The 22,829-nt window shown below is 62.8% G+C and carries 23 protein-coding genes; 12 read left to right on the top strand and 11 right to left on the bottom strand.

Annotated features, from left to right (window positions below; translation table 11 throughout):
- The first annotated feature begins 31 nt into the window (after window positions 1-31).
- Genes mshL through ASN89_RS15920 form a run of 4 tightly spaced genes read left to right on the top strand, consistent with a single transcriptional unit; the run spans window position 32 to window position 4,750 of the window.
- Window positions 32-1,816, top strand: coding sequence for a pilus (MSHA type) biogenesis protein MshL (mshL, locus tag ASN89_RS15935; protein WP_046683148.1), 1,785 nt, complete (start codon window positions 32-34; stop codon window positions 1,814-1,816).
- Window positions 1,817-2,722 (top strand): ExeA family protein, encoded by a 906-nt coding sequence (locus tag ASN89_RS15930; RefSeq protein ID WP_058049942.1) that lies wholly within the window; start codon window positions 1,817-1,819, stop codon window positions 2,720-2,722.
- Window positions 2,723-2,739: 17 nt separating this feature from the next.
- Window positions 2,740-3,807: a tetratricopeptide repeat protein gene (locus tag ASN89_RS15925; protein ID WP_058049941.1), complete on the top strand. Its 1,068-nt coding sequence runs from the start codon at window positions 2,740-2,742 to the stop codon at window positions 3,805-3,807.
- Between the two features lie 25 nt (window positions 3,808-3,832).
- Window positions 3,833-4,750 (top strand): alpha/beta hydrolase, encoded by a 918-nt coding sequence (locus tag ASN89_RS15920; RefSeq protein WP_235501987.1) that lies wholly within the window; start codon window positions 3,833-3,835, stop codon window positions 4,748-4,750.
- A 105-nt stretch (window positions 4,751-4,855) separates the two neighbouring features.
- Here the strand turns inward: ASN89_RS15920 and ASN89_RS15915 are convergent, their stop codons facing one another.
- The 3 genes from ASN89_RS15915 to ASN89_RS15905 form a co-directional block, all read right to left on the bottom strand.
- Window positions 4,856-5,959 carry an HD-GYP domain-containing protein gene (locus ASN89_RS15915; RefSeq protein ID WP_052755647.1) on the bottom strand — a complete coding sequence of 368 codons (1,104 nt, stop codon included), beginning with the start codon at window positions 5,957-5,959 and terminating at the stop codon, window positions 4,856-4,858.
- Between the two features lie 48 nt (window positions 5,960-6,007).
- The gene (locus ASN89_RS15910) at window positions 6,008-7,186 is read right to left on the bottom strand and encodes a pyridoxal phosphate-dependent aminotransferase (protein WP_058049939.1); all 1,179 of its coding nucleotides are present in this window, start codon (window positions 7,184-7,186) and stop codon (window positions 6,008-6,010) included.
- A gap of 83 nt (window positions 7,187-7,269) precedes the next feature.
- Window positions 7,270-7,704, bottom strand: a complete 435-nt coding sequence (locus tag ASN89_RS15905; RefSeq protein ID WP_058049938.1) for a putative toxin-antitoxin system toxin component, PIN family — start codon at window positions 7,702-7,704, stop codon at window positions 7,270-7,272.
- A gap of 30 nt (window positions 7,705-7,734) precedes the next feature.
- Between ASN89_RS15905 and yaaA the strand changes: the two genes are divergently transcribed.
- On the top strand, window positions 7,735-8,505 hold the full coding sequence (gene yaaA, locus ASN89_RS15900; protein WP_046683029.1) for a peroxide stress protein YaaA: 771 nt from the start codon (window positions 7,735-7,737) through the stop codon (window positions 8,503-8,505).
- A gap of 35 nt (window positions 8,506-8,540) precedes the next feature.
- Here the strand turns inward: yaaA and ASN89_RS15895 are convergent, their stop codons facing one another.
- On the bottom strand, window positions 8,541-9,344 hold the full coding sequence (locus ASN89_RS15895; RefSeq protein WP_046683028.1) for an outer membrane protein assembly factor BamD: 804 nt from the start codon (window positions 9,342-9,344) through the stop codon (window positions 8,541-8,543).
- An 89-nt stretch (window positions 9,345-9,433) separates the two neighbouring features.
- On the opposite strand from ASN89_RS15895, the gene ASN89_RS15890 reads away from it, so the two are divergent.
- Together ASN89_RS15890 and pgeF are read left to right on the top strand one after the other, a co-directional pair.
- The gene (locus ASN89_RS15890) at window positions 9,434-10,459 is read left to right on the top strand and encodes an RluA family pseudouridine synthase (protein ID WP_046683027.1); all 1,026 of its coding nucleotides are present in this window, start codon (window positions 9,434-9,436) and stop codon (window positions 10,457-10,459) included.
- Window positions 10,459-11,244: a peptidoglycan editing factor PgeF gene (pgeF, locus tag ASN89_RS15885; RefSeq protein ID WP_058049937.1), complete on the top strand. Its 786-nt coding sequence runs from the start codon at window positions 10,459-10,461 to the stop codon at window positions 11,242-11,244. The genes ASN89_RS15890 and pgeF overlap by 1 nt, the downstream gene beginning before the upstream one ends.
- Window positions 11,245-11,260: 16 nt before the next feature.
- Here the strand turns inward: pgeF and ASN89_RS15880 are convergent, their stop codons facing one another.
- Complete coding sequence (locus ASN89_RS15880) at window positions 11,261-11,485, bottom strand: hypothetical protein (RefSeq protein ID WP_235501986.1); 225 nt, start codon at window positions 11,483-11,485, stop codon at window positions 11,261-11,263.
- Between the two features lie 114 nt (window positions 11,486-11,599).
- On the opposite strand from ASN89_RS15880, the gene phaC reads away from it, so the two are divergent.
- The 3 genes from phaC (at window position 11,600) to rimO (ending at window position 15,653) form a co-directional block, all read left to right on the top strand.
- Window positions 11,600-13,315: a class I poly(R)-hydroxyalkanoic acid synthase gene (gene phaC / locus ASN89_RS15875; protein ID WP_082654604.1), complete on the top strand. Its 1,716-nt coding sequence runs from the start codon at window positions 11,600-11,602 to the stop codon at window positions 13,313-13,315.
- Between the two features lie 224 nt (window positions 13,316-13,539).
- Window positions 13,540-14,103 carry a polyhydroxyalkanoate synthesis repressor PhaR gene (gene phaR / locus ASN89_RS15870; RefSeq protein WP_010399000.1) on the top strand — a complete coding sequence of 188 codons (564 nt, stop codon included), beginning with the start codon at window positions 13,540-13,542 and terminating at the stop codon, window positions 14,101-14,103.
- Window positions 14,104-14,297: 194 nt separating this feature from the next.
- The gene (rimO, locus tag ASN89_RS15865) at window positions 14,298-15,653 is read left to right on the top strand and encodes a 30S ribosomal protein S12 methylthiotransferase RimO (RefSeq protein WP_180979539.1); all 1,356 of its coding nucleotides are present in this window, start codon (window positions 14,298-14,300) and stop codon (window positions 15,651-15,653) included.
- Between the two features lie 84 nt (window positions 15,654-15,737).
- Here the strand turns inward: rimO and ASN89_RS15860 are convergent, their stop codons facing one another.
- Window positions 15,738-16,313 carry a PEP-CTERM sorting domain-containing protein gene (locus ASN89_RS15860; protein ID WP_046683023.1) on the bottom strand — a complete coding sequence of 192 codons (576 nt, stop codon included), beginning with the start codon at window positions 16,311-16,313 and terminating at the stop codon, window positions 15,738-15,740.
- Window positions 16,314-16,531: 218 nt separating this feature from the next.
- Between ASN89_RS15860 and ASN89_RS15855 the strand changes: the two genes are divergently transcribed.
- On the top strand, window positions 16,532-17,698 hold the full coding sequence (locus ASN89_RS15855; protein ID WP_058049935.1) for a cystathionine beta-lyase: 1,167 nt from the start codon (window positions 16,532-16,534) through the stop codon (window positions 17,696-17,698).
- A 38-nt stretch (window positions 17,699-17,736) separates the two neighbouring features.
- Here the strand turns inward: ASN89_RS15855 and ASN89_RS15850 are convergent, their stop codons facing one another.
- On the bottom strand, window positions 17,737-18,099 hold the full coding sequence (locus ASN89_RS15850) for a DUF4870 family protein (protein WP_058049934.1): 363 nt from the start codon (window positions 18,097-18,099) through the stop codon (window positions 17,737-17,739).
- Window positions 18,100-18,185: 86 nt separating this feature from the next.
- On the opposite strand from ASN89_RS15850, the gene ASN89_RS15845 reads away from it, so the two are divergent.
- A complete protein-coding gene (locus ASN89_RS15845) occupies window positions 18,186-20,075 on the top strand; it encodes a serine hydrolase domain-containing protein (RefSeq protein ID WP_161911776.1) in 1,890 nt (629 codons plus the stop codon).
- 4 nt (window positions 20,076-20,079) lie between these two features.
- On the opposite strand, the gene ASN89_RS15840 is transcribed toward ASN89_RS15845, so the two are convergent.
- The 4 genes from ASN89_RS15840 to ASN89_RS15825 are packed head-to-tail and all read right to left on the bottom strand — an operon-like array spanning window position 20,080 to window position 22,823.
- A complete protein-coding gene (locus ASN89_RS15840; RefSeq protein WP_058049932.1) occupies window positions 20,080-20,337 on the bottom strand; it encodes a hypothetical protein in 258 nt (85 codons plus the stop codon).
- Window positions 20,334-21,188, bottom strand: coding sequence for a DUF692 domain-containing protein (locus ASN89_RS15835; protein WP_161911775.1), 855 nt, complete (start codon window positions 21,186-21,188; stop codon window positions 20,334-20,336). Before ASN89_RS15835 ends, ASN89_RS15840 begins: the two co-directional genes overlap by 4 nt.
- Entirely contained in the window at window positions 21,178-22,098 is a 921-nt protein-coding gene (locus tag ASN89_RS15830; protein WP_058049930.1) for a TIGR04222 domain-containing membrane protein, read from the bottom strand. Before ASN89_RS15830 ends, ASN89_RS15835 begins: the two co-directional genes overlap by 11 nt.
- Window positions 22,095-22,823, bottom strand: a complete 729-nt coding sequence (locus ASN89_RS15825; protein ID WP_152988587.1) for a nucleotidyltransferase domain-containing protein — start codon at window positions 22,821-22,823, stop codon at window positions 22,095-22,097. Before ASN89_RS15825 ends, ASN89_RS15830 begins: the two co-directional genes overlap by 4 nt.
- Window positions 22,824-22,829 lie beyond the last annotated feature (6 nt).

The following is a 22,829-nucleotide window of genomic DNA, read 5'->3' as shown; positions in this document are numbered from 1 at the left end:
GGCCAAGCAACTCAATCAACACAAGGCGAGCATGTTCAAGATCAGTACGATGGCGGCTGTCATCAGCGTCAGCCTGGGCCTGGGCGGCTGCAATGTCGCGCCCGTCAAGCGCGACACCTACAATGCGATTACCGACGCGGTCAAGGGCGCGGCGGCCACCACGGCGCCAGCGGCCCAGCCGGACGCCGTGGAAGCGGCGCTGCTGCCGCCCGTGGCGGCCCTGGCCCAGCAATTGCCGAAGGCCCGCGCCGCGCTCGACGAGCGCTTCAACGTGGCTTTCAACAATGTGCCGGCGCGCCAGTTCTTCACCTCCATCGTGGCCGGCACGCGCTACAACATGCTGGTCCATCCCGACATCGGCGGCACGATTTCCGCCAACCTGAAGGACGTGACTCTGTTCCAGGCGCTCGACGCCGTGCGCGAACTGTATGGCTACGACTACAAGGTCGAGGGCACGCAGATCTACATCAAGCCCCTGACCATGCAGACGCGTTTGTTCCACGTCAATTACCTGACGGGCGCGCGGCGTGGCAGTTCCAACCTGCGGGTTTCGTCGACGTCGGTCGGATCGGTGGGCTCGACCAACTCGGGAGGTTCAGGCAACAGCGGCAATAACAGCCAGGGCAATAACCAGAATAACGAGCAGAACCAGCAGACCAACGGCGGCCAGGGCGGCCGCACGCTGGACAGCAGCAACCTGACCACTTCGTCCACGGCAGATTTCTGGCCGGAATTGAGAGCGGCGCTGGAAGCCATTGTCGGCAGCACTGAAGGGGGGCGGCAAGTGGTGCTGAGCCCGCAGTCGGGCGTGATCGTCATCCGCGCCATGCCGGAAGAGCTGCGCAATGTCGACATGTACCTGAAGGCCACGCAGCTGTCCGTCGACCGCCAGGTCATCCTGGAAGCGAAAATCCTCGAAGTCGAACTCAACGACAATACGCAGACGGGCATCAACTGGGCCTCGTTCGCCTCGATCAAGAGCGGCCACACGAACCGCATCTCGACCGGTTTCATCCAGCCGGGCGGCACCCTGGCGCCGCTGCCGTTCAATGGCGGCCAGCCGCCCAACATGACAACCGGTAATGGCTTGACGGCCAGCAGCGGCTTTGGCCTCAGTTCGGCGGCCAACGCGGCCGGTTCCATGTTCGGCCTGGCTTTCCAGACGGCCAATTTCGCTGCCATGATTTCCTTCCTGGAATCGCAGGGTTCCGTGCACGTGCTGTCGAGTCCGCGCATCGCCACCATGAACAACCAGAAAGCCGTGCTGAAGATCGGCACGGACGAGTTTTACGTGACGGGCGTGTCGACCACGACGAACACGACGGCCAGCGGCGCGACGACCAGCCCCAACGTGACCCTGCAGCCCTTCTTTTCCGGCGTGGTGCTGGACGTGACGCCGCAGATCGATGCGGACGGCAACATCATCCTGCACGTGCACCCGTCCGTCAGCCAGGTGTCGACCATCAGCAAGGAAATCGACCTGGGCAGCGCCGGTTCGCTGAAACTGCCACTGGCCGCATCGAGCACATCCGAGATGGACAGCATGGTGCGCAGCCAGGATGGCCGCATCGTCGCCATTGGCGGCCTGATGCGCCAAGCCACCACGGCGGACCGCTCGCAAGTACCGGGCGCGGGCGATATTCCCGTGCTGGGCGCGTTGTTCCGCAACACGGGGCAGGTGATCCAGAAGCGCGAGCTGGTGGTGCTGATCAAGCCGACCATCGTCGATGGCGCCAATAGCTGGAACGAGGACTTGCTCGATTCGGGCAAGCGCATCGAGGCGCTCGACCCGCGCCGTCCGTCGGAGCGGCGCTAAATGTACCAGGCCCATTTCGGCTTGCGCGAGGCGCCGTTCGGCCTCACGCCCGATACCAGTTTCTTCTTCAACGGCCCGCAGTCGCAAAAGGCGCTCAACACCTTGCTGGTGGCGGCGCGCAATGGCGAGGGCTTCATCAAGATCACTGGCGAAGTGGGGACTGGTAAAACCTTTTTGTGCCGCAAGTTCATGCAATCCTTGGGGCCGGACTTCGTCACGGCCTACATCCCGAATCCGAACTTGCCGCCCCGTTCGCTGATCCTGGCGCTGGCCGACGACCTTGACGTGCTGTTGGAGAAAGATGCGGATCAGCATCAGTTGCTCAAGTCGCTCAACTTGCGCCTGCTCAACCTGGCGGCGCAGGGCAAGCGCGTGCTGCTGTGCCTGGACGAAGCGCAGGCGATTCCCGTCGACAGCCTCGAAGCGCTGCGCCTGCTGACGAATTTGGAAACGGAGAAGCGCAAGCTGCTGCAAATCGTGCTGTTCGGCCAGCCGGAACTCGACGTCAAGCTGGCCCTGCCGGAAATCCGCCAGCTGGCGCAGCGCATCACCTTTCACTACCACCTGGGTCCGCTGTCGCGCGACGACGTGGATTTCTATGTGGCGCACCGCTTGCGCGTGGCCGGTTTCGACGGCGCGCGCCTGTTCAGCCGTGGCGGCGTGCGCAAGCTGTACCAGGCTTCCGGCGGCATCCCGCGCCTGATCAACATCATGGCGCACAAGGCGCTGATGGTGGCGTATGGGGAAGGGCGGCAGCAGGTCAGCGGGCGCCACGTGGCGCTGGCTGCCAGCGACACCCTGGCCAGCAAGCCGCGTCGCTTTTGGCTGTGGCCGTGGCCATGGCTGGCCGGCGCCGGCGTGCTGGCCGCCGCCGGTGCCGTGAGCTGGACTTTATTGAACCGATGACGAAGATGAGCCTGTAGATGAGCCTGATTAACAAGATGTTGCAAGACCTCGATGCGCGCGGCACCCCCGATGGACGCGGCGACGCGGCCGGCATCCGCTCCGTGCCCGAACGCGAGCGGGGCGTTTCGCGCGCGCTGGTCTTTGGCGGCGCCGCCGGCCTGACGGCCGCCGCCATCGCCCTGGGCTGGGTCTACCTGAAGCGCCCGTCCGTACCGCCCATGCTGGTCAATGTGGCCAGCACGCCGGTTCCGATCCCGGTCCCCGCGCCTGCTGCCGTTGTACCAGCGCCGGTGGTGGCCGCCCCGGCGGCGCCCGTCGTGGCGGCGGAACCCGAGCCCGTGTTCCAGGCCGAGGAAGTTGCTCCCGCGCCAGTCACGGCGCGGCCCGCCGAATTGCGCCGCATCACGGAAAAGGCCGCCAAGCCTGCCGCCGCGCCCGTCGTGAAGATGGCATTGCCGGTCGCCAGCGAGCGCATCATCGACGGCAAGCAAGTCACTGCGCAGCAGCGCGTGGAAAATGAATACCGGCGCGCGCTGGCCCAGTTGCAGGATGGCCGCGTCTCCGACGCCATGCTGGCCTTGCAGCAGACCCTGCAACTGGACCCGCGCCACCAGGGCGCGCGCGAAACCCTGGTGCGCCTGCTGCTCGAAGCGCAGCGCCCCGACGAGGCGGCCCGGCAGTTACAGCTGAGCCTGGCATTGGACCCGAAACAGCCGGCGCAAGCCATGATGCTGGCCCGTCTGCAGCTGGACAAGGCCAACGGCGGCGCGGCCGCCCTCGATACCCTCACGCGCAGCCTGCCGTACGCCGCCGACAATGGCGAATACCGCGCCTTCCTGGCCGGCGTGCTGCAGCGCGAACAGCGCTACCGCGAAGCGTCCGAGCACTACCAGCTGGCCCTGCAGACGGCGCCCGACAACAGCGTCTGGTGGATGGGTCTCGGTATCGCCTTGCAAGCGGATAACCACCCGGCCCAGGCGCGCCAGGCGTTCGAGCGGGCCAAGGGTTTGCAGACGCTGTCGCCGCAACTGCAGGCGTTTGTCGAACGTAAATTGGTGCAGCTGACGGCGGCTGCGGCGAAGTAACTTTACCTCAATGAAAGAAACCAGCTTGAAGCCTCTCAATCTGCTCATCGTCCTGTGCTGCCTGGCCAGCAGCGCCCTGGCAAGCAATGCACTGGCCGCACCCGCCAGCGCGCCTGCCAGCTACGTTCTGGAAAATACGGAAGTGCGCGACATCCGTGCACAAGCCCTGAAACGCGACTACCAGCTCTATGTCGCCTTGCCCGATTCCTATCGGCAGGGGACCAAACGCTATCCGGTATTGTTCGTCGTGGACGCCAATTACTCGTTCGCCATCGTGCGCAATATCGCGCAGCGCCTGAACAAGCATGCCGGAATGGAAGAAGTCATCGTGGTCGGCCTGTCGTACGCCAACGGCGATGGCGGGGTATATAGCCGCCGGCGCGACTATACGCCCACCACGCCGCGCAAGCATGACTACCGCTCGGACATGCCGGGGCGGCAGCCGGCGTTCGGCGAAGCGAAGGCGTATGGCCAGTTCATTTCGGGCGAAGTGTTTCCCTTCATCGCCAGTAACTATCGCGTCGACATGCAGCGCAAGGTGTTTATCGGCCATTCCTATGGCAGCCTGCTGGGCCTGCAATTCCTGCTGACCGAACCGCGCACTTTCGAGCATTACATTCTCGGCAGTCCGTCACTGTGGTACGACGCCGGCGTCATGTTCGACCGCGAGCAGGCGTATGCTGCCAGCCACAAGGATCTTCCTGCATCCGTGTTCTTCGGCATCGGCGGCCTGGAAAAGCTGGCGCCGGGCAAGAAGCGTTCGCGTTCGGAGGAAGAGGCCGACATGCTGGCCGACTTGCGCGAGTTCGACGGCAAGCTGAAATCGCACAAGTACCCGGGCCTGAAGACGCGCCTGCGCGTGTTCGAGGATGAAGACCATGCGAGCGTGTTTCCCTTTATCCTGACGCATGGCTTGCGGGCGTATTTGAAAGCATCGAAATGACAATTTCGCTGCCCTGGCGGCCAAGAGCTTGAGTACCTTGTAATATCGTGGATTTTTTCAACAGAGAGTGGTCGCTGCCACCGATGCGCCGTCAGGGAATAAACCCTACAACCTCGCTTCATCCCCCCACACATGCCGCATGCTGAAGCGCACGCCCGCATCGTCTTCATGCAGCGACGAAACGATGGCGAACTGGCTGTCGCCCGTATCGCGCGGCGTCATCTGCGATAGCTGGGCGGCGGCCAGCGGCGCACCCAGCGGGTCGCTGAGCGGGTGGACGTGGCCGGCGCCCCGTTGCGTCACCACCCCCAGTTCGCCGCTGCGCAGGCGCACTAACGTTCCTGGCGGATATTTGCCCAGCAGGTTGACGAACTGCTCTCCCAGCAAGGGGTCGATGGGCACGCCCTGGTCGAGGAAGATGTGCTGCAGCGCCTGGTCGGGCACGATGGAGCGGCGGTAGTTGCGCGCCGAGACGCGGGCGCAATAGCGGTCGGCCAGGCCGATCAGCTTGGCATTTTGCAGGATTTCGTCGGCCGTGCGCCCTTGCGGGTAGCCGCTGCCGTCGTCGTTTTCATGGTGCAAGAGCACACAACTGAGCCACTCCTCGTCGTCGACGCCGGCGCAGCGCAACAGTTCCGTGCTTTCCTGCGGATGCTGGCGCACGATGCGCATTTCCTCGTCATTGAGGGGACCGCGCCGGTCCTGGAAACTGTCGTGGTGGCGCAGCATGCCCACGTTCATCGTCAGCGCGGCCGCGCCGATCAACAGCAATTCGTCGTGGGACTTGTGCATGCTGCGGCCCACCAGCATGGCCAGCAAGGCCGTTTCGATGCAGTGGCGCACGGCGTAGCTGCCGGCGATCTGGTTGAGCAGGATGCTGGCCAGGGCGATATCGGCATCGTGCTCAAGCGCGCGCAGCAGTTCGCGGGCGATGTCGCGCACGTCGCGCTCGGCATTGTTTTCGCTGCGCAAGGCCAACAGCAAGCGCTCCAGGCGCTGCGCCGCCTCGTTGAGCAGACGCAAGACGGACGGCTGGTCCGGCGCGCCCACATACAGGCCCAGCTGCATTAGCCGCCCCAGTTGTGCACCGTCCGTGATGATCTGCCCCTTGCGCAGTTGTGGGCCGGCACTATGGTCAGCCAGAAACAGATCCCAGGGCAGGGGTTCGCCGGGAACCAGGTCGGCCGGGCCGATGCGACGCTGTACCATGCTTGTCATCCTTTGCCCCGCCGCAGCGAAGCCATGCTCAGTGCTCGGTTATATGCTGCGCAGGCGCTCGAGCGCCAGGCGCAAGGTCTCGTCTTTTTTTGCAAAGCAGAAGCGCACGATGCTTGACTCCTTGCCCTGCGCATAAAACGCGGAGACAGGAATGGCGGCCACCTTGATTTGCGTCGTCAGCCATTCGGCGAACTGCGCTTCGGTCTCTTGCGAAATGGCATCGTAGCGCACGCACTGGAAATACGTGCCGTCGGCCGGCAGCAGGGTAAAGCGGCTGCCCGCCAAGCCGTCGCGGAACAAGTCGCGCTTGCGCTGGTAAAAGGCGGGCAAGTCCAGGTAGGGCTGCGGGTCGGCCATGTAGCCGGCCAGGCCGTGCTGCATCGGCGTGTTGACGGTAAACACGTTGTACTGGTGCACCTTGCGAAATTCCGCCGTCAGCGCGGCCGGGGCCGCTACATAGCCGACTTTCCAGCCCGTCACGTGATACGTCTTGCCGAAGCTGGAAACGATGAAGCTGCGCGCCGCCAGTTCCGGATTACGGCTCAGCGAGGCGTGCGGCACGCCGTCGTACACCATGTGCTCATACACTTCGTCAGATAGGATCAAAATTTGCGTGCCGCGCACGATGTCGGCCAGCGCGGCGATATCGGCGGGACGCAAGATCGTGCCCGTCGGGTTATGCGGCGTGTTGATGATGATCAGGCGCGTCTTGTTGCTGACAACCGCGGCCAGCTTGTCCCACGGCACGCTGTAGCCCTGTTCACTCACCTCCATAGAGACGAGCACGGGCACGCCGCCGGCCAGCGCGATGGCGGGCAGGTAACTGTCGTAGGCCGGTTCGATGACGATGACTTCGTCGCCCGGATGCACGCAGCACAGGATGGCCGTGGTCAGCGCCTGCGTGGCGCCGGCCGTGACGGTGATTTCCGTGCCGGCGTCATAGCTGTGGCCGTACAAGCTGGCGATCTTGGCGGCGATGGCTTCGCGCAGGGGCGCGGCGCCCGTCATCATCGGGTACTGGTTGTGGCCAGCGCGCATGGCGTCGCTGACGCGGTCGACCAGGCCAGGCGCGCAATCGAAGTCGGGAAAGCCCTGGCCCAGGTTGACGGCGCCATGCTGTGCTGCCAGGCTGGACATGCGGGTAAACACGGTGGTGCCCACGAGAGGCAAGCGGGTGCTCAGGGCGGGAGTCGTGTAGGGCAGGGACGGGCTGTTCATGAACGGTAGGGTCGCGGTGCGGAAAGTGGAATCGTGTCCCATTCTAGCGCAGCGCGCCCCGTTGCGTGCGGGGCTTTGGCGGCTCAGCCTGGCAATGCCCAGCCTTCCGGCACCATGATCTTGAACATGCCGGCCTTGGCCGTCTTGCGGGCCAGTTTCAGCAGGGCCTTGTCCTTGGTGATGAGGATGTCGGCGTTGGCGTCGCGCGCCAGTTCGAGGAATTTCTGGTCATCCTTGTCCGTGCAGACGGGCAGGCGCACGCCGGAGACGGGCGGCGCCACGACGCTGATGTGGGCGTCGAAGCGGGCGGCGGCAACGGCGCGGCTGGCTTCATCGAGCGGCAGATGCTTGTAGTGCAGCACGACCAGATATTCTGCGCGGCAATCTTCGCGCGTGATGGCGTGCACGGCGCCGCTTTCCATGGCCGTCAGCAGGCCCGCCCAGCGCGGGTCGTTGAAGACGAACAGGTCGAGGCAAACGTTGGTGTCGAGGACGAGTTTTTGTGGAGCAGGTATCATGTCGGCAATTCTATTCTGTAGTGATAATTTATGTTGATCGTGCTTTCGCCCGCCAAGAGTCTCGACCTGGAGACGCCGCCAACAACCTCGTTGCACAGCACCCCTGATTTTCTCGACCATTCCGCCCAGCTCATAGCCCGCATGCGCCAGTTTTCGCCGGCCGAAGTGGGCAGCCTGATGGGTATTTCCGATGCCTTGTCCGCCCTCAACGTGGCCCGCTACGCGTCCTGGACGCCCCAGCTTGACGACGCGCGCCAGGCCATCATGGCCTTCAATGGCGACGTGTATGCCGGCTTCGAGGCGCGCAGCCTGCAGCCGGCCCAGCTCGACTATGCCCAGTCGCGCGTGCGCATCCTGTCGGGCCTGTACGGCTTGCTGCGCCCGCTGGACCTGATCCACCCGCACCGCCTGGAAATGGGCACGCGGCTGTCGACCGCGCGCGGCAAGGATTTGTATGCGTTCTGGGGCGACACCATCACCAACGGCCTGAACCGTACTGCCAGGGAGCAGGGCGCGCAAGTGTTGGTCAATCTTGCTTCCGAAGAATATTTCAAATCCGTCAAGCCGCGCCAGCTGGACGTGCCCGTCATCGCGCCCGTGTTCGAGGACTGGAAGAACGGCAAGTATAAAATCATCTCGTTCTACGCCAAGCGCGCGCGCGGCATGCTGGCCCGCTATGCGGCCGTCAACAATATCCGCGATCCGCAGCAGCTGAAGCAGTTCGACGTCGACGGTTACGCGTATGTGCCGGAAGCATCGAACGATACTAGCTGGGTGTTCCGGCGCAAGGTAGGCGAATAAGTAAAAAAACCGGGCTAGCCCGGTTTTTTCTTATCTTACTGCCAGAATTTCCACCACTTGCGTTCCTTGTTCACCCCTTCCGGGCTGAGGAATGCCGTGTTCGGGTAGTTCTTGGTCAGCACGCGCAAGGCGTCGTCGCGCAGGTCGGTCAAGCCCAGCTTGTCATACGAACGGTACATGATGAACAGCGCTTCTTCGATGGCCGGCGAGGCGGCAAAGTCGCTCACCGTCGTTTGCGCGCGGTTGGCAGCGGCCAGATAGGCGCCGCGGCGGTAGTAATAACGCGCCACGTGCACTTCGTATTTCGCCATCGCATCGATCAAATAGTTCATGCGGGCCAGCGAATCGGGCGCATATTTACTATTTGGGAACTTGTCGACCAGTTGCTTGAAGGCCGCAAACGCTTCGCGCGTGGCTTTCGGATCGCGCTCGGTCGGATCTTGCTCGTACAGGAAGTTCAGGAAGCTGATCTGGTCGTTAAAGCTGATCAGGCCCCGCAAGTAGTACATATAGTCCACATTGGCGTGGTTCGGATGCAACTTGATGAAGCGTTCGACGGCAGCCAGTGCCTGCGCCTGGTCTCCCGACTTATAATACGCGTAAGCGATCTCCATCTGCGCTTGCAGAGCATAGTTGCCAAAAGGATAGTTAGCCTCCAGCTTCTGGAACAGACCGATTGCAGCTTCATAGTGCTGCCCGGTCATTTCTTCACGCGCCTCCGAGTATAATTTCGTAACGGACCAGTTTTTGGTCTCATCCACTTTTTCAGGCAACAAGCTGCAAGCGGACATGCCGAGCAGAACGACTGAAGCGACTACCAACGATAATTTTTTTTGCATGACGTTTTGCAAGAAGGTTTTAACCAAGATTTTACAATAGGCTGATTATAGCCGATGGGAATGCTGTGATATTAACTCCGAAGCCTAATTTGGCTGACCCCGCGTTTGACTCCCTTTCTGACCATGCTGCCGAAGAGGCGTTTGACGGCGATTTTGCCGCCGACGACGTCTTCGAGGAAATGGCCCCGATTACATTGGAACTGACGCCGGACGCCTGCGGCCACCGCCTCGATAAAGTCATCTCCAAGCTGGTGCCGCAATACTCGCGCAGCCGCCTGCAATTGTGGCTGGAAGCCGGTTTCGTGACCGTCGATGGAAAAGTTGCCAAACGCAACATGACCGCCTATGGCGACGAGAAGATCGTCATTCTGCCGCAAAGCGCGCCGGAAGACGAGGCTTTTAAGCCGGAAGCGATGGAATTGAACATCGTGCACGAAGATGAGCATATCATCGTCATCAACAAACCGGCCGGACTGGTCGTGCATCCGGGCCCGGGCAACTGGTCGGGCACCTTGCTCAACGGCTTGCTGCACCACTGCCCGCAGCTGGCGGGGGTGCCGCGCGCCGGCATCGTGCACCGCCTGGACAAGGATACGAGCGGCCTGATGGTCGTCGGCAAGACCTTGGCCTCGCAAACGGATCTGGTGCGCCAGTTGCAGGCGCGCACCGTCAAGCGCGAATATTTCGCGCTTGTGTGGGGTACGCCGAAAATGGCGGGCACCATCGATGCGTCCATCGCGCGCCACCCGCGCGACCGGGTCAAGATGGCCGTCTCGGAGAATTTCACCGCCAAGCCCGCCATCACGCACTATGAATTGATCGGCAGCGGCGAACTCGACCGCCGTCCCGTGAGCCTGATGCAATGCCGCCTGGAAACGGGCCGCACGCACCAGATCCGCGTGCACATGCAGCATCTGGGGTTCGCGCTGGTCGGCGATTACGTGTACGGCAAGCAGCATCTGGTGTCTGTCTTCTCGCGCCAGGCGCTGCAGGCGCGCCGTCTTGGTCTCGTGCATCCGGGCACTCTGGAAGCGTGCGAATGGATCGTGCCGCTGGCCGATGATTTCGCGCAATTGATCGCCACCGCCGGCATTCCCGAGCCGGAACAGGTCTGATGACGTCGCCGTTGCCTTGCCTTGTGCCCGATTGGCCCGGCTTGCCTGCAAACGTGGGCGCGCTGGCAACCGTGCGCGCAGGCGGCGTAAGCCAGGGGCCGTATGGTGACGGGCAGGGCGGCGATGGCTTGAACCTGGGCACGCACGTGGGCGACGACCCTGCGCACGTGGCCGCCAACCGGGCGCGGCTGGCAGAGGTCTTGCCGGCGCAACCGGCCTGGCTGTCGCAGGTGCATGGCGTGACCGTGGCCGATGCTGGCAAGCTGGACGGCTACGTGCCGGACGCCGACGCCAGTGTGGCAGCGCAGCCTGGCGCCGTGTGCGTGGTGATGACGGCCGATTGCCTGCCGGTGCTGTTCTGTTCGACGGATGGCCTGGTCGTCGGCGCGGCCCATGCGGGCTGGCGCGGCCTGGCCAACGGCGTCTTGCAGCGCACGGTGGCGGCCATGCGGGCGCAGGGTGCGACGGACATTCTCGCCTGGCTGGGGCCGGCCATTGGTCCGCAGCAATTCGAAGTGGGGCAGGATGTGCTGCAAGCGTTCCGCGACGGCGCGCGCGACGATGCTGAACGGCAAGTGTTGAGCGCTGCGTTCGTCGCCATCGCTGGCAAGCCGGGCAAGTACCTGGCCGACATCTATGCGCTGGCGCGCACCATGCTGCTGCGCGATGGCGTGGCGCAAGTGGCGGGTGGGGAATATTGCACCGTCAGCGATGCGGCGCAGTTTTACTCGTACCGGCGCGATGGCGTCACGGGAAGACAGGCCAGCTTGATCTGGCGCAAATAATCTGCACGGCAGACACTTATGTGTCTGCCGTTTTTGTTTTATCGTCTGCTGAGGCTTTGGAGCGCGCGTTCTGTTCCGTGATGCGCGCCGCCTTGCGTTTGCGTCGCCGCGAGCCCGTCAGATAGAATAGGATGGACAGGGGAATGACGCAGTACAGCACGAAGGTCATCACCCCGGCGACGATCGACGGTTCCGTCAGCGCCATGAGGCCGACGACATAGATCCAGGCGACAGCGGTCATGAGCATCATAAGTAGTGGCAATCAGTAAGAGTTTGCATGCAGGTGGCCCGGAAGTAATTATTTATTAATTCTTGAATGGACTTACATATACCTATGAATATGCCCGATCCTCAAATGATGACCAAGGAATGGATGGCGCAGATCAGCAATCCTGAGCAGTGGAAGACGTGGTTCAACATGGTACCGCAGCCCCAGGGCAATCCGATTGCCGGCATTTTGCAGGATGCGGGCGCCAGCATCAAGCCGGAGGTGATCGAGCAACTGAAAAACGCCTACGTGGCCAAGCTGACGGGCTTGTGGGCCGACTTCATGGCCGGCAAGACACCGGAGCTGAAAGACCGCCGCTTTGCCGCCCCTGCCTGGCACGCCAGCCCCCTCTCGGCCTTCAATGCGGCGGCCTACCTGCTGAACGCGGAGTTTCTCAGCGCCATGGCCGACGCGGTGGAAGCGACGCCGCACCAGAAGCAAAAGATTGCGTTTGCCGTGCAGCAAATCGTCGATGCCATGTCGCCCGCCAATTTTCTTGCCACCAATCCCGATGCTCAGCAAACCCTGATCGAGACCAAGGGCGAAAGCCTGACCAAGGGCTTGAGCAATATGCTGGCCGACATGCAGAAAGGACGCATTTCGCAGTCCGATGAATCGGCCTTCGAAGTGGGCCGCAACGTGGCCACCACGCCGGGCACGGTGGTGTTTGAAAACGCCTTGTTCCAGCTGATCCAGTACACGCCGACGACGGCCACGGTACACCAGCGTCCGCTATTGATGGTGCCGCCGTGCATCAATAAATTCTATATCCTTGACTTGCAGCCGGAAAACTCGCTCGTGCGCTACGCGGTGGAGCAGGGCAATACCGTATTCCTCATGTCCTGGCGCAATCCGGACATGAGCATGCAGCACCTGACGTGGGACGATTACGTCGAGCAAGGCGTGATAGAAGCCATCAAGGTCACGCAGGAAATTTCCGGCCAGGACAAGCTCAATATGTTCGGCTTTTGCGTGGGCGGCACCATCGTCTCGACGGCGCTGGCCGTGCTCAAGGCACGGGGCGAGAATCCGGCCGCCAGCGTGACCTTGCTGACCACTTTCCTCGATTTCTGCGACACGGGCGCGCTCAACGTCTTTATCGACGAGCCACAAGTGGCGCTGCGCGAGCAGTCTCTGGCCAAGGGCGGCCTGATGTCGGGCCGCGACCTGGGCAGCACTTTCTCGAGCTTGCGGCCGAACGATCTCGTGTGGAATTATGTGCAGTCGAATTACCTGAAGGGCAAGGAGCCGCCCGCGTTCGACTTGCTGTATTGGAATGGCGATGGCACGGGCTTGCCGGGCCCCATGTTCTGCTGGTATCTGCGCAACACTTACCTGGAAAACAGCCTGAAAGTGCCGGGCAAGCTGACGGTGGCCGGTGAAAAGGTCGACCTGAGCAGCATCGACGCGCCCGCTTTCATCTACGGTTCGCGCGAAGACCATATCGTGCCTTGGGGCGCGGCCTACGCCAGCACGGCTTTGCTGAATCCGAAAAAACCGAAAGCCAACCGTTTTATCCTCGGTGCGTCGGGCCATATCGCCGGCGTGATCAATCCTGCCTCGAAGAAAAAGCGCAGTTACTGGAGTAATGACCAGCCACGCACGGCCAAAGCCAAGCCCTTGACTGCCGAGCAATGGATGGAAGGCGCGACCGAGCACGTGGGCAGCTGGTGGCCCGAATGGGCTGCCTTCCTGGCCGAACACGGCGGCGCCCAGGTGAAGGCGCCAGGCAAGCCAGGCAACAAACGCCACGCGGCAATCGAGCCGGCGCCAGGGCGGTATGTTAAAGTCAGGGCGGATTAATTCACAAAGCGTTTTTGCTGACGAGACCGGCGTAATCTCCGGTCTTGTCAGGAATCTACTTTTAGTTGCGTTGCAATAAATGCGGGAATCTACTACCCTGATGTGCAATGGAGCCGTTTTCCACTCTATAATGGAAAACGTAGGCAGGTGCGAAAGCGGACCCACGTTCGCTTTTTTTTCGGATTAACTCAGTATGCGCTGCGGCGCAATAAGTGGAACTTGTGATGAGTAGTGCAAAAAAAAGTATAGACCGCCTGATTAAAAAATATCCTAACCGCCGTCTGTATGACACGCAAACCAGTTCTTACATCACCTTGACGGACGTCAAGCAACTGGTGTTGGACAATGAGGTGTTTACCGTCGTCGATGCCAAATCCAATGAAGATTTGACGCGCAGCATCTTGCTGCAAATCATTTTGGAAGAGGAAGCGAACGGCGCGCCCATGTTCTCGAGCAGCGTGTTGTCGCAGATCATCCGCTACTATGGCCACGCCATGCAGGGCATGATGGGATCCTACCTGGAAAAGAACGTGCAAGCGTTCACCGATATCCAGCACAAATTCACGGGCACGTCGGCCGGCAGTTTCGAAGGCAAGCCATTCAGCCCTGAAATGTGGACCCAGTTCATGAATGTCCAGGGCCCGATGATGCAAGGCATGATGAACAACTACATCGACCAGAGCAAGAGTCTGTTCGTGCAGATGCAGGAACAGATGCAAAGCCAGAGCAAGAATCTGTTCGGCACGTTCCCGTTCGTTCCGCCGGTCCCGCCAACGGACAAAAAGTAAGCAATGCCACACGTTCACCGGGCGATTTGATCGCCCGGGAGTTGTATCGGCGTCATCAAAACAGCATAGTTCTGCCAGCAAGGGGCGGCTCGGGGTACAATAGCCGATTCGCCTCACCATTTTACTAGCTGCCAACTATGTCTGAAATTCACCGTATTCCCGTTCCTTCCGCCCAGCCCGAGGCCATGCTGGCCATGCCAGGTGCGGCGCCGAAAGTGGGCTTTGTCTCGCTCGGCTGCCCGAAAGCGCTGGTCGACTCCGAACAAATCCTGACCCAACTGCGCGCCGAAGGCTACGAAACGGCGAAATCCTACGCTGGCGCCGATCTGGTGATCGTCAATACCTGCGGTTTTATCGATGCTGCCGTGCAAGAGTCGCTCGACGCCATCGGCGAAGCGCTGGCTGAAAACGGCAAGGTCATCGTCACCGGTTGCCTGGGCGCCAAGAAAGATGCTGCCGGCGACGACATCATCATGAAGGTGCACCCGAAAGTGCTGTCCGTCACGGGCCCGCACGCGCTGGCCGAAGTGATGGATTCCGTCCACTTGCACCTGCCGAAACCGCATGCACCGTTCCTCGACCTGGTGCCGCCGCAAGGCGTCAAGCTGACGCCGAAGCACTATGCCTACCTGAAAATTTCCGAAGGCTGCAACCACCGCTGCAGCTTCTGCATCATCCCGTCCATGCGCGGCGACCTCGTTTCGCGCCCGATCGGCGAACTGATGATCGAAGCGGAAAACCTGTTCAAGGCCGGCGTCAAGGAATTGCTGGTCATTTCGCAAGACACGTCGGCGTATGGCGTGGACGTGAAATTCCGTTCCGGCTTCTGGAATGGCCGTCCCGTGAAAACCCACATGACGCAGCTGACGGAAGCGCTGGGCGAACTGGCCAAGTCCTACGGCGCCTGGGTGCGCCTGCACTATGTATATCCATACCCGCACGTGGACCAGATCATCCCGATGATGAGCGGCGGCCACATCCTGCCATACCTCGACATCCCGATGCAGCATGCGCATCCTGACGTATTGAAGCGCATGAAGCGTCCGGCCAGCGGCGAGAAAAACCTCGACCGCATCCAGGCCTGGCGCGCCATCAACCCGGACCTGACCATCCGCTCGACCTTCATCGCCGGTTTCCCGGGCGAAACGGAAGCGGAATTCGAATACCTGCTGGACTTCCTCAAGGAAGCGCAGATCGACCGCCTGGGCTGCTTCGCCTATTCGCCTGTGGAAGGCGCGACGGCCAACGAAATTGCCAACCCCGTGCCGGAAGAGTTGCGCGAAGAGCGCCGCGGCCGCGTCATGCTGCTGCAGGAAGAAATTTCCAAGAAACGCCTGCAAGCCAAGGTCGGCAAGACCGTGCGCGTGCTGATCGATGAAGTCACCCGCTCCGGCGGCGTGGGCCGTTCGTCCGCCGACGCGCCGGAAATCGATGGCGTCGTGTATGTGAAGCCGCCGTTCGAACCGCACCGCAAGCTGGCGGTCGGCCAATTTGTCGACGTGACCATCACGTCCGCGGATGCGCATGACTTGTGGGGCGCTGCGGAGTAACGCTGTCCTGGTGTGGCCGACAGCGTTGATACTGTTTTGAAAAGAGGGATCGCCAGTTTGGCGGTCCCTTTTTTTTGTGGCGCTTCAGATGGCGCGACGCCGGCGCTGCATCCAGGCGATACCGGCCAGGCCCAGCAGCAGCATGGCATAGGTTTCAGGCTCGGGTACGGGGACCAGTACGGGACTGATCGTCAGCTTGGTGTCTGGCGACCAGCGTACGCTGATACTGCTCGAACCGGGATCAAAAGGATGGTAATAAGTGTAGGCAAAAGAGTCACCCGTCTTCAATCTGCCAAAATAGGTTTCGTCGGGATAGCTGCCGGTGAAATACGCGGAGATATTCAAGCCGCCTGCAGCAGAATATTCCAGTACATCTACTCCACAGCGCATGTAGATATTGCCATTGTTGCAGTCATGGTAGTAGTTCCGACCATTGAATACCAAGTTGTAGGCTTCGTTTTTCGTGATGACATTGTCGCCATTGGCATTGTTGAAATTAAAGCTCCCTTCCAGCCGCAAGTCGGGGTTCCACGCACCGCCATTCAATTCATCATAAAAACCGGTATAGGAAAAGTTGACCACGTTAGGCTTGGCAGGAGCGGCCAGCGCCGTTGTCGTGGCCACAGCCAGGACGCAAGCGAGCACTGCATTTTTCAACATGGGATATCCTTCAGATTGGAATGTATAAAATTAAAATATTAAAAATAAAGCATGCTAATAATACATGGTAAATGTGAAAGCATTATCGGATTTATTCTTCCGTTCGCTATACATCTGGCGCCAGTTGTACGGCAGTTTTTGAGCAAAGCCCTTACAATCAATGCGGACCCGCATTGTGCGGTCTGCTTTTTTATTGTCTACGACCCGTTGCCGACGCCATGACCACACCCAAATCTCCGCAAACCGCGCTGATCCACAGCGATTACCAGGCACCGCAAGGCTTTGCCGCGTTTCCCAACGCCATCCATCACGCATCGACCGTGCTGTTCAAGGACGTGGCGGCCATGCGCTCGGGCGACTGGAAAGACAAGAACGCCTATACCTACGGCTTGCACGGCACGCCCACCACCTTCACCCTGGAAGCGCGGCTGGCTGAAATCGAAGGGGGACAATACTGCCTGCTGGCGCCGTCGGGCCTGGCGGCCATCGCCATGGCGGACTTTGCCCTGCTGAAAACGGGTGACGACGTTTTATTGCCGGAAAATATATACAACCCGAACCGCGAACTGGGACGCTGGCTGGCGCAGGATTTCGGCATCACGGCCCGCTATTACGATCCGCTTATCGGGGCCGGCATCGCGGCCCTGATCCAGCCAAACACCAAACTGATCTGGACGGAAGCACCCGGTTCCGTGACCATGGAGGTGCCGGACTTGCCCGCCATCTGCGCGGCCGCCCATGCGCGCGGTGTGCTGGTGGCTTTGGACAACACCTGGTCGGCGGGCCTGGCCCTGCGCGGCTTCGACCTGGGCGTGGACATCATCATGCAGGCGTTGACGAAATACCAGTCGGGCGGCTCGGACGTGCTGATGGGCGCGCTCTTTACGCGCGAGCGGGCGCTGCACGACCGCCTGGCACAGGCGCACATGCGTCTGGGCATGGGTGTGGGGGCGGACGACGCCTATCTGGTGCTGCGCGGCTTGCCCACCATGAAGCTGCGCTTCGACGCTCACGATGCGGGCGCGCGCACGGTGGCCGCCTGGCTCAAGGGCCGCAGCGAGATCGCCACGGTGCTGCATCCGGCCTTCGCCGATTGCCCGGGCCACGCCATCTGGCAGCGCGACTTTACGGGCGCGGGCGGCCTGTTTTCCGTGCTGTTCGATGCCCGCTACACGGAGGCGCAGACGGACCGCTTCGTCGATGCCTTGCAGTTGTTCAAGATTGGCTACAGCTGGGGTGGCGCGAACAGCCTGGTGATGCCGTACCGTATCGCCGCCATGCGCAAGGGCTGGCAGTTGCCGGGCCAGCTGGTGCGCCTGAACGTGGGGCTGGAAGATCCGCAGGACTTGATCGCCGATATCGAACGGGCGTTCGCGGCGATGTAGCCGTGTGCGGGCAAGCACGATGGCTTGCCCGCAAGCATTTACATGGGGACGGGGCTGTTGTTGTTCAGGTCGATGAAGCCGCGCAGCAGGCGGTAGGCTTTCCACAGCCAGGCCACGCCCCACACGATGAGGGCCAGCGGAATGCCGATCAGCGTGACCCACAGGATGGCGCCGACGACGATCCAGACCACGTACCACCAGAAGGAACGGATCATCCAGCTGTGATGGCTGTGCACGAAGGTCCCGGCGGCCTCGTCCCGCTTCACATAATTGATGATGAGCGGAATGAAGGAAAACGCGCCCAGCGAAAACACGAAGCTGGCGCCATGTATCAGGTACAACCACCAGGCCAGTTTTTTGGTCTGCTGAAGTTGGGTATCCAAAAGAATATCTTGTGACATGAAAGCTCCCGTCGTTGCTCAATTTTTAATTGTAACAAGCAAAGCGGCGCGGCAGCGCAGTCCATGGAAAAAGGCAGAATACATTGTTGAAACGAGATCGATATCCTACCCTGGCCGCGCGCGCCAGATCATGGCTGCGCCAGGCTTTGCCGGCCTTGCTGTTGTGCATCACCGCTGCGCATGCCGCCGGCCCAACCCTGGACGCGGAGTTTGCCGCCGGCTTGAAGGAAGAGGGTCTGGCGGGCGCCGTTTGGAGCGAAGTCTTGCCTGACGGGACAGTCAAAGTCGGCGCGTCCGGCTTGCGCGATGCCGCCAAGAACATACCCATGCAGACGGATACGCGCATGCAGGTGAGCTCCGTGGGCAAGGTGGCGCTGGCGCTGGGCATTCTGCGCCTCGTCAGCGAAGACAAGCTCACGCTCGACACGCCCGTGCAGCAGGTGCTGCCGGAACTGGCGCTGAAAAACCCGTGGCAGGCCAGCGACCCCGTGCGCATCCGCCACCTGCTCGCGCATACGTCGGGCCTCGATAACGTGCGCTTCTGGCAGGCGTTCAGTCTGAACCCGGCGCCGGAGACGCCGCTGGCCGAGGCGTTTGACGGTGGGCGCAATCTGCTGCGCGTGGGCGCCCGGCCCGGCAGCCGCTATGCATACTCGAACATGGGCTATGGCTTGCTGGGCATGGTGATCGAGAAGGTCACGGGCCAGCCGTACGAGCGCTACCTCGATGCGCAGCTGCTGCAACCGCTGGGCATGGCGGACAGCACGTTTGCCTACGTTACACAAATGAGTACGCAAATGAGCACCCAAGCGGGATCGCTCGCGGACCCGCGCCTGGCCATGGGCCACTTCGAGCATGGCGTGGCGCAGCCGGCCGTGCCCCAGTATTTGCGTCCGGCCGCGCAGTTCACCACCACGGCGGCCGACATGGGCAAGCTGGCGCAGTTCCTGATGGGCGATGGCAAGCTGCAGGGCGCGCAGTTCATTGACCTGGCGCTGATGGGCGCCTTGTCCGAGCCGGCCGGCACGGATGCGGCGCAGGCGGGCCTGGCAACGGGACACGGCCTGGCGCTGGCCGTGCGCGACCGCCATAACGTGGTGGGCGCCTGCCATCCTGGCACGGCCGTGGGTTTCCGCGCCATGCTGTGCATCTATCCGGAACAGGACAGCGCGTTCTTCGTGGCTTTCAATACGGATGCCGAGCAGGCCGACTATGAACGCTTCAACCGCCTGCTGCTGCGCGACCTGGAACTGCCGCTGCGCGCGCCGGCCCCGCGCGGCACGCCCGCACCCACGGTGGAAAACTGGCAGGGCGTCTACGTGCCGTCGCCCAGCCCCATGGCCAGCATGGCCTGGGTCGACGCCGTCTTCGGTTTTACGCGTGTGAAATGGGATGGCGAGTCGCTGTTCCTGATCCCGTTCCAGGGCGAACCGAAGGAACTGGAGCCGGTGGGCGGCCTGCTGTTCCGCGCCAGCGACCGCAGCACGCCGTCGCACGTGCTGATGCAGGAAGATGGCAAGCATGTGCTCAGCGATGGCCTGCGCAGCTATGAGCGCGCGTCGATGATGCGCATGCTGGTGCTGTGGGGCAGCCTGGCCCTCGGTGCGGCCGGCTTGCTGTACGTGCTGGTGGTGGGCGTGTGGCGCGCCGCGCTGCGCAGCCTGGGACGGGGCGACCATCTGTTCGCTCCTTTGCTGGCCATGCTGGCGCTGCTCCTGCCGCTGCCCTTTTTCTATTTCCAGTCCTACCTGCGCCTGGGCGACATCACCATCGCCAGCGTGCTGCTGGTATTGGTGACGGGCGCGCTGCCGCTGGCGACGGCGTTCGGCCTGGCTCGCTGCTGGCGCAGCCGCGGCACGGCGGCCGAGGCGGGCTCGTGGGCGAAATGGGATTGGGTGGCCTTGCTGGCGGCCCTGCAACTGCTGCTGGTACTGGCGTGGTGGGGCTTGCTGCCGCTGCGCCTGTGGCAGCTGTAGGCCGTCAGGTCCAGATGGCCAGCAGCCGGCGCCACCAGCGTTGCGCCGGTGCCGCCCGGGTACCGTGTGCGGTGCGCTTGGAACGATAGCTGGCTGCCGCCATTTGCAGGCCGATGCGGTCCATCGCCGCCATCGCCTCCGCTTCCTGCGGCGACAAGCCATGCAGCAAGGCTTGCGCGCGGGGCTCGAGCAGGAAGGCGGCACGCAGGGCGTCGTCCGTGTACAGCTTTGCCAGCAAGGTTTCCAGTGCGGGGGAACTCATGCGCTGCGTCCCGCGCGCAAGGCCGCGCGCGCCAATGCCAGCTGGCCCAGCACATGCTCGAACGACGGATAATTTCCGTCGCGTTCGACGATCACCGTCAACGGTTGCGGCGCATGGCGCGCCAGCACCGTCAATAAAGCAAAGACTTCGGGCGGCACGTCGTGCAGATGGTCGTCCAGCAGGCGCTGGCCGCCGCCCGGCGCAGCGATCCAGTGGCCGCCGCTCAGGTGCACGGCGCCCACCCTGTCCAGCGGCAGGCGCAGCAATAGTTCATGCGGCGACTCGCCGGCATTGACGGCATTCGCATACAGGTTGTGCAGGTCGAGCAGCAGCGGCACTTGCGCGCCGTGGATAATCTGCGCCAGCCATGCCGCTTCGTCCAGGGTGCTGGCTGGCGGCTGGACCAGGGTGGCGATGTTTTCCATCAGCGGCGCGCTGCCGACGATGCGCGTGGCTAGCGCGATATTGGCGATCGCGCCGGCGGCGCTGTGCGGTGTGCGCGGCGGCGCCGCTAGGTGGCCGATCTCGACGCCGCCGGCGCGCACGAAACTCAGGTGCTCTGACCACGACTCCGCCTGCACTTCTTTCATCAGGCGCGCCATCGCATGCAGGCGGCGCGGGTCGGCGGGAATCGTCGACGCCAGCCCCATGCCCACGCCGTGCAAGCTGACCGGCACCTGGCGCGCCAGGCTGCGCAAGGCGGCGATGCCGGCGCGCGAGGCGCCGTAATAATCGTCGGCGATCACTTCCAGCACGTCGATCCGCGCCAAGTTGGACAGGATGCCGGCGGCCAGTTCGCCGCGCCAGCCCAGGCCGACGCGGTCGCGCGTGGTCTCCTGGCTAACTGCCACAGCCGCCGCCACCGCCGCATCCGCCACAGCCGCTGCCGCCGCCGTCACCGCCGCCGCCCGATGACGAGTCGCCCGAGTCGCCCGTGCTGCTGGACGAGGAGTCGCCACCGCCATTTTGCCGGGGCACCGGATACAGCTCGGCGACATACGCGTACACGGACAAGGGCAGGGCACCGATGCCGAAGATGGCGGCCAGCAGGGCCATGTCGGCGCTGCTGCTGCCCGCCTGCAGGCGCGCCGAGCGCATGTTCAGGCGGCCGAACAACATGCGCAAGTCGGTCAGCAGCCGCTGCGCGCTCCAGCTGGTCGCCTGGGTGCGCAGGCCGCGCAGCATGAGGAGAAAAATCGCCAGCAGGACCGCCAGGAACAGCAGGTTGTAGTGCTGGCGGCTGATGGCGATGACGGCCTTGACGGCGGCCACCGTCAGCAGCAGCCAGTGCGCGGCCCAGGTGATGCGTTCGCGCCGGCGCAGCAGCTGCGGGCCGACCAGCAATTCCTGCTGCGTCAAGGTCTCCTGGTAGGCGCGGCACGACGGCAGCATCTCGGCCTGCACGGCCAGTTCCTTGCTGTGGCCCTGGCGGCCCAGGTACAGGCGCAGCACGTCGCGTTCGATGTCGTGGCTGGCGAAGCGCAGGCTGTCGGCGCTGGCCGTTTCCAGCAGCGGGCCATCGGCGCGCAGCAAGCCGCGGTCGACCAGCACGATGGCGGCGATCTTTACGGCTTCGAGCGCGCCGCCGCGCAAAAAAGCAATGCGGTAGGGATCGTCGGCCAGCGACAGCTGGGCGTGCGGATTGCGCAATTCCTGGCGGATCAGCAGCTCGCGCACGAGGTAGTACACGAGCGCGCCGAAGATCAGGTAGGCCAGCAGGAATGATGGCCCGCTCCAGTCAAACGGATTCACGCCGTTCACCGCATCTGCTCCGCGTGTTCGCGCAGGCGTCCGGTAATCGTCATCAAGCCCGTAAAGGCGGGCAGGGCCTGCCCCGGCGCCAGGCGCGCCGTTTCGCGCGCCGCCGACATGGCTTGCAGGGCAGCGTGCAGGGCCGGTTCGCCCAGCTGGTCGACAAACGCTTCGAGCGCCTGCTTGCCGGACTGCGCCGGTTTGTCTTCCAGCTGCGCCAGCGAGGCCGCGGCCGAACGCAGGGGACCGGCCGCGTCGGCGATGGCGCCGGCCAGCTGTTCTTCATTCAGGCTCAATAGCATATACCGTTCGCGCATGCGCACCTGCTGGTTCAGCAGCACTTGCCGCAGCCGGCGCAGCACGGCGTCGCGGCTCGTGTGCAGGCTGGCGAAAGGATCAACGCCATGCAGCACCTGGTGGCGCGCGATGATGTCGGCGAACTTGACGGCGAAGGCGTCGGCGGCCTGCGTCAATTCGCTTTCGAGCAGGAACATCACCTGCAAATCGATGGCGGCGTGCGCCAGGCGCAAGGGCCCGCGCAGCGCATCGGCCGCCTGCGGCGTAAAGCGCTTGAGCAGCAACAGCAGGTTGACGTCGGAGGTGGCGCGCAACTGGCCATCGGCGGCCGAGCCAAACAGCACGGCGGCGGCCAGGTCGGCGCCGAAGGCTTTCTGCGCGGCAGCGACGAATATATCGAGGTGGCGTTGTATTTCTTCTGGCAGCGGTGGCGGCATGCGGTG

The organism is Janthinobacterium sp. Ant5-2-1 (assembly GCF_001445815.1).
Classification (GTDB): domain Bacteria; phylum Pseudomonadota; class Gammaproteobacteria; order Burkholderiales; family Burkholderiaceae_D; genus Janthinobacterium; species Janthinobacterium lividum_E.
This window is presented reverse-complemented; position numbering and strand designations above follow the sequence as displayed.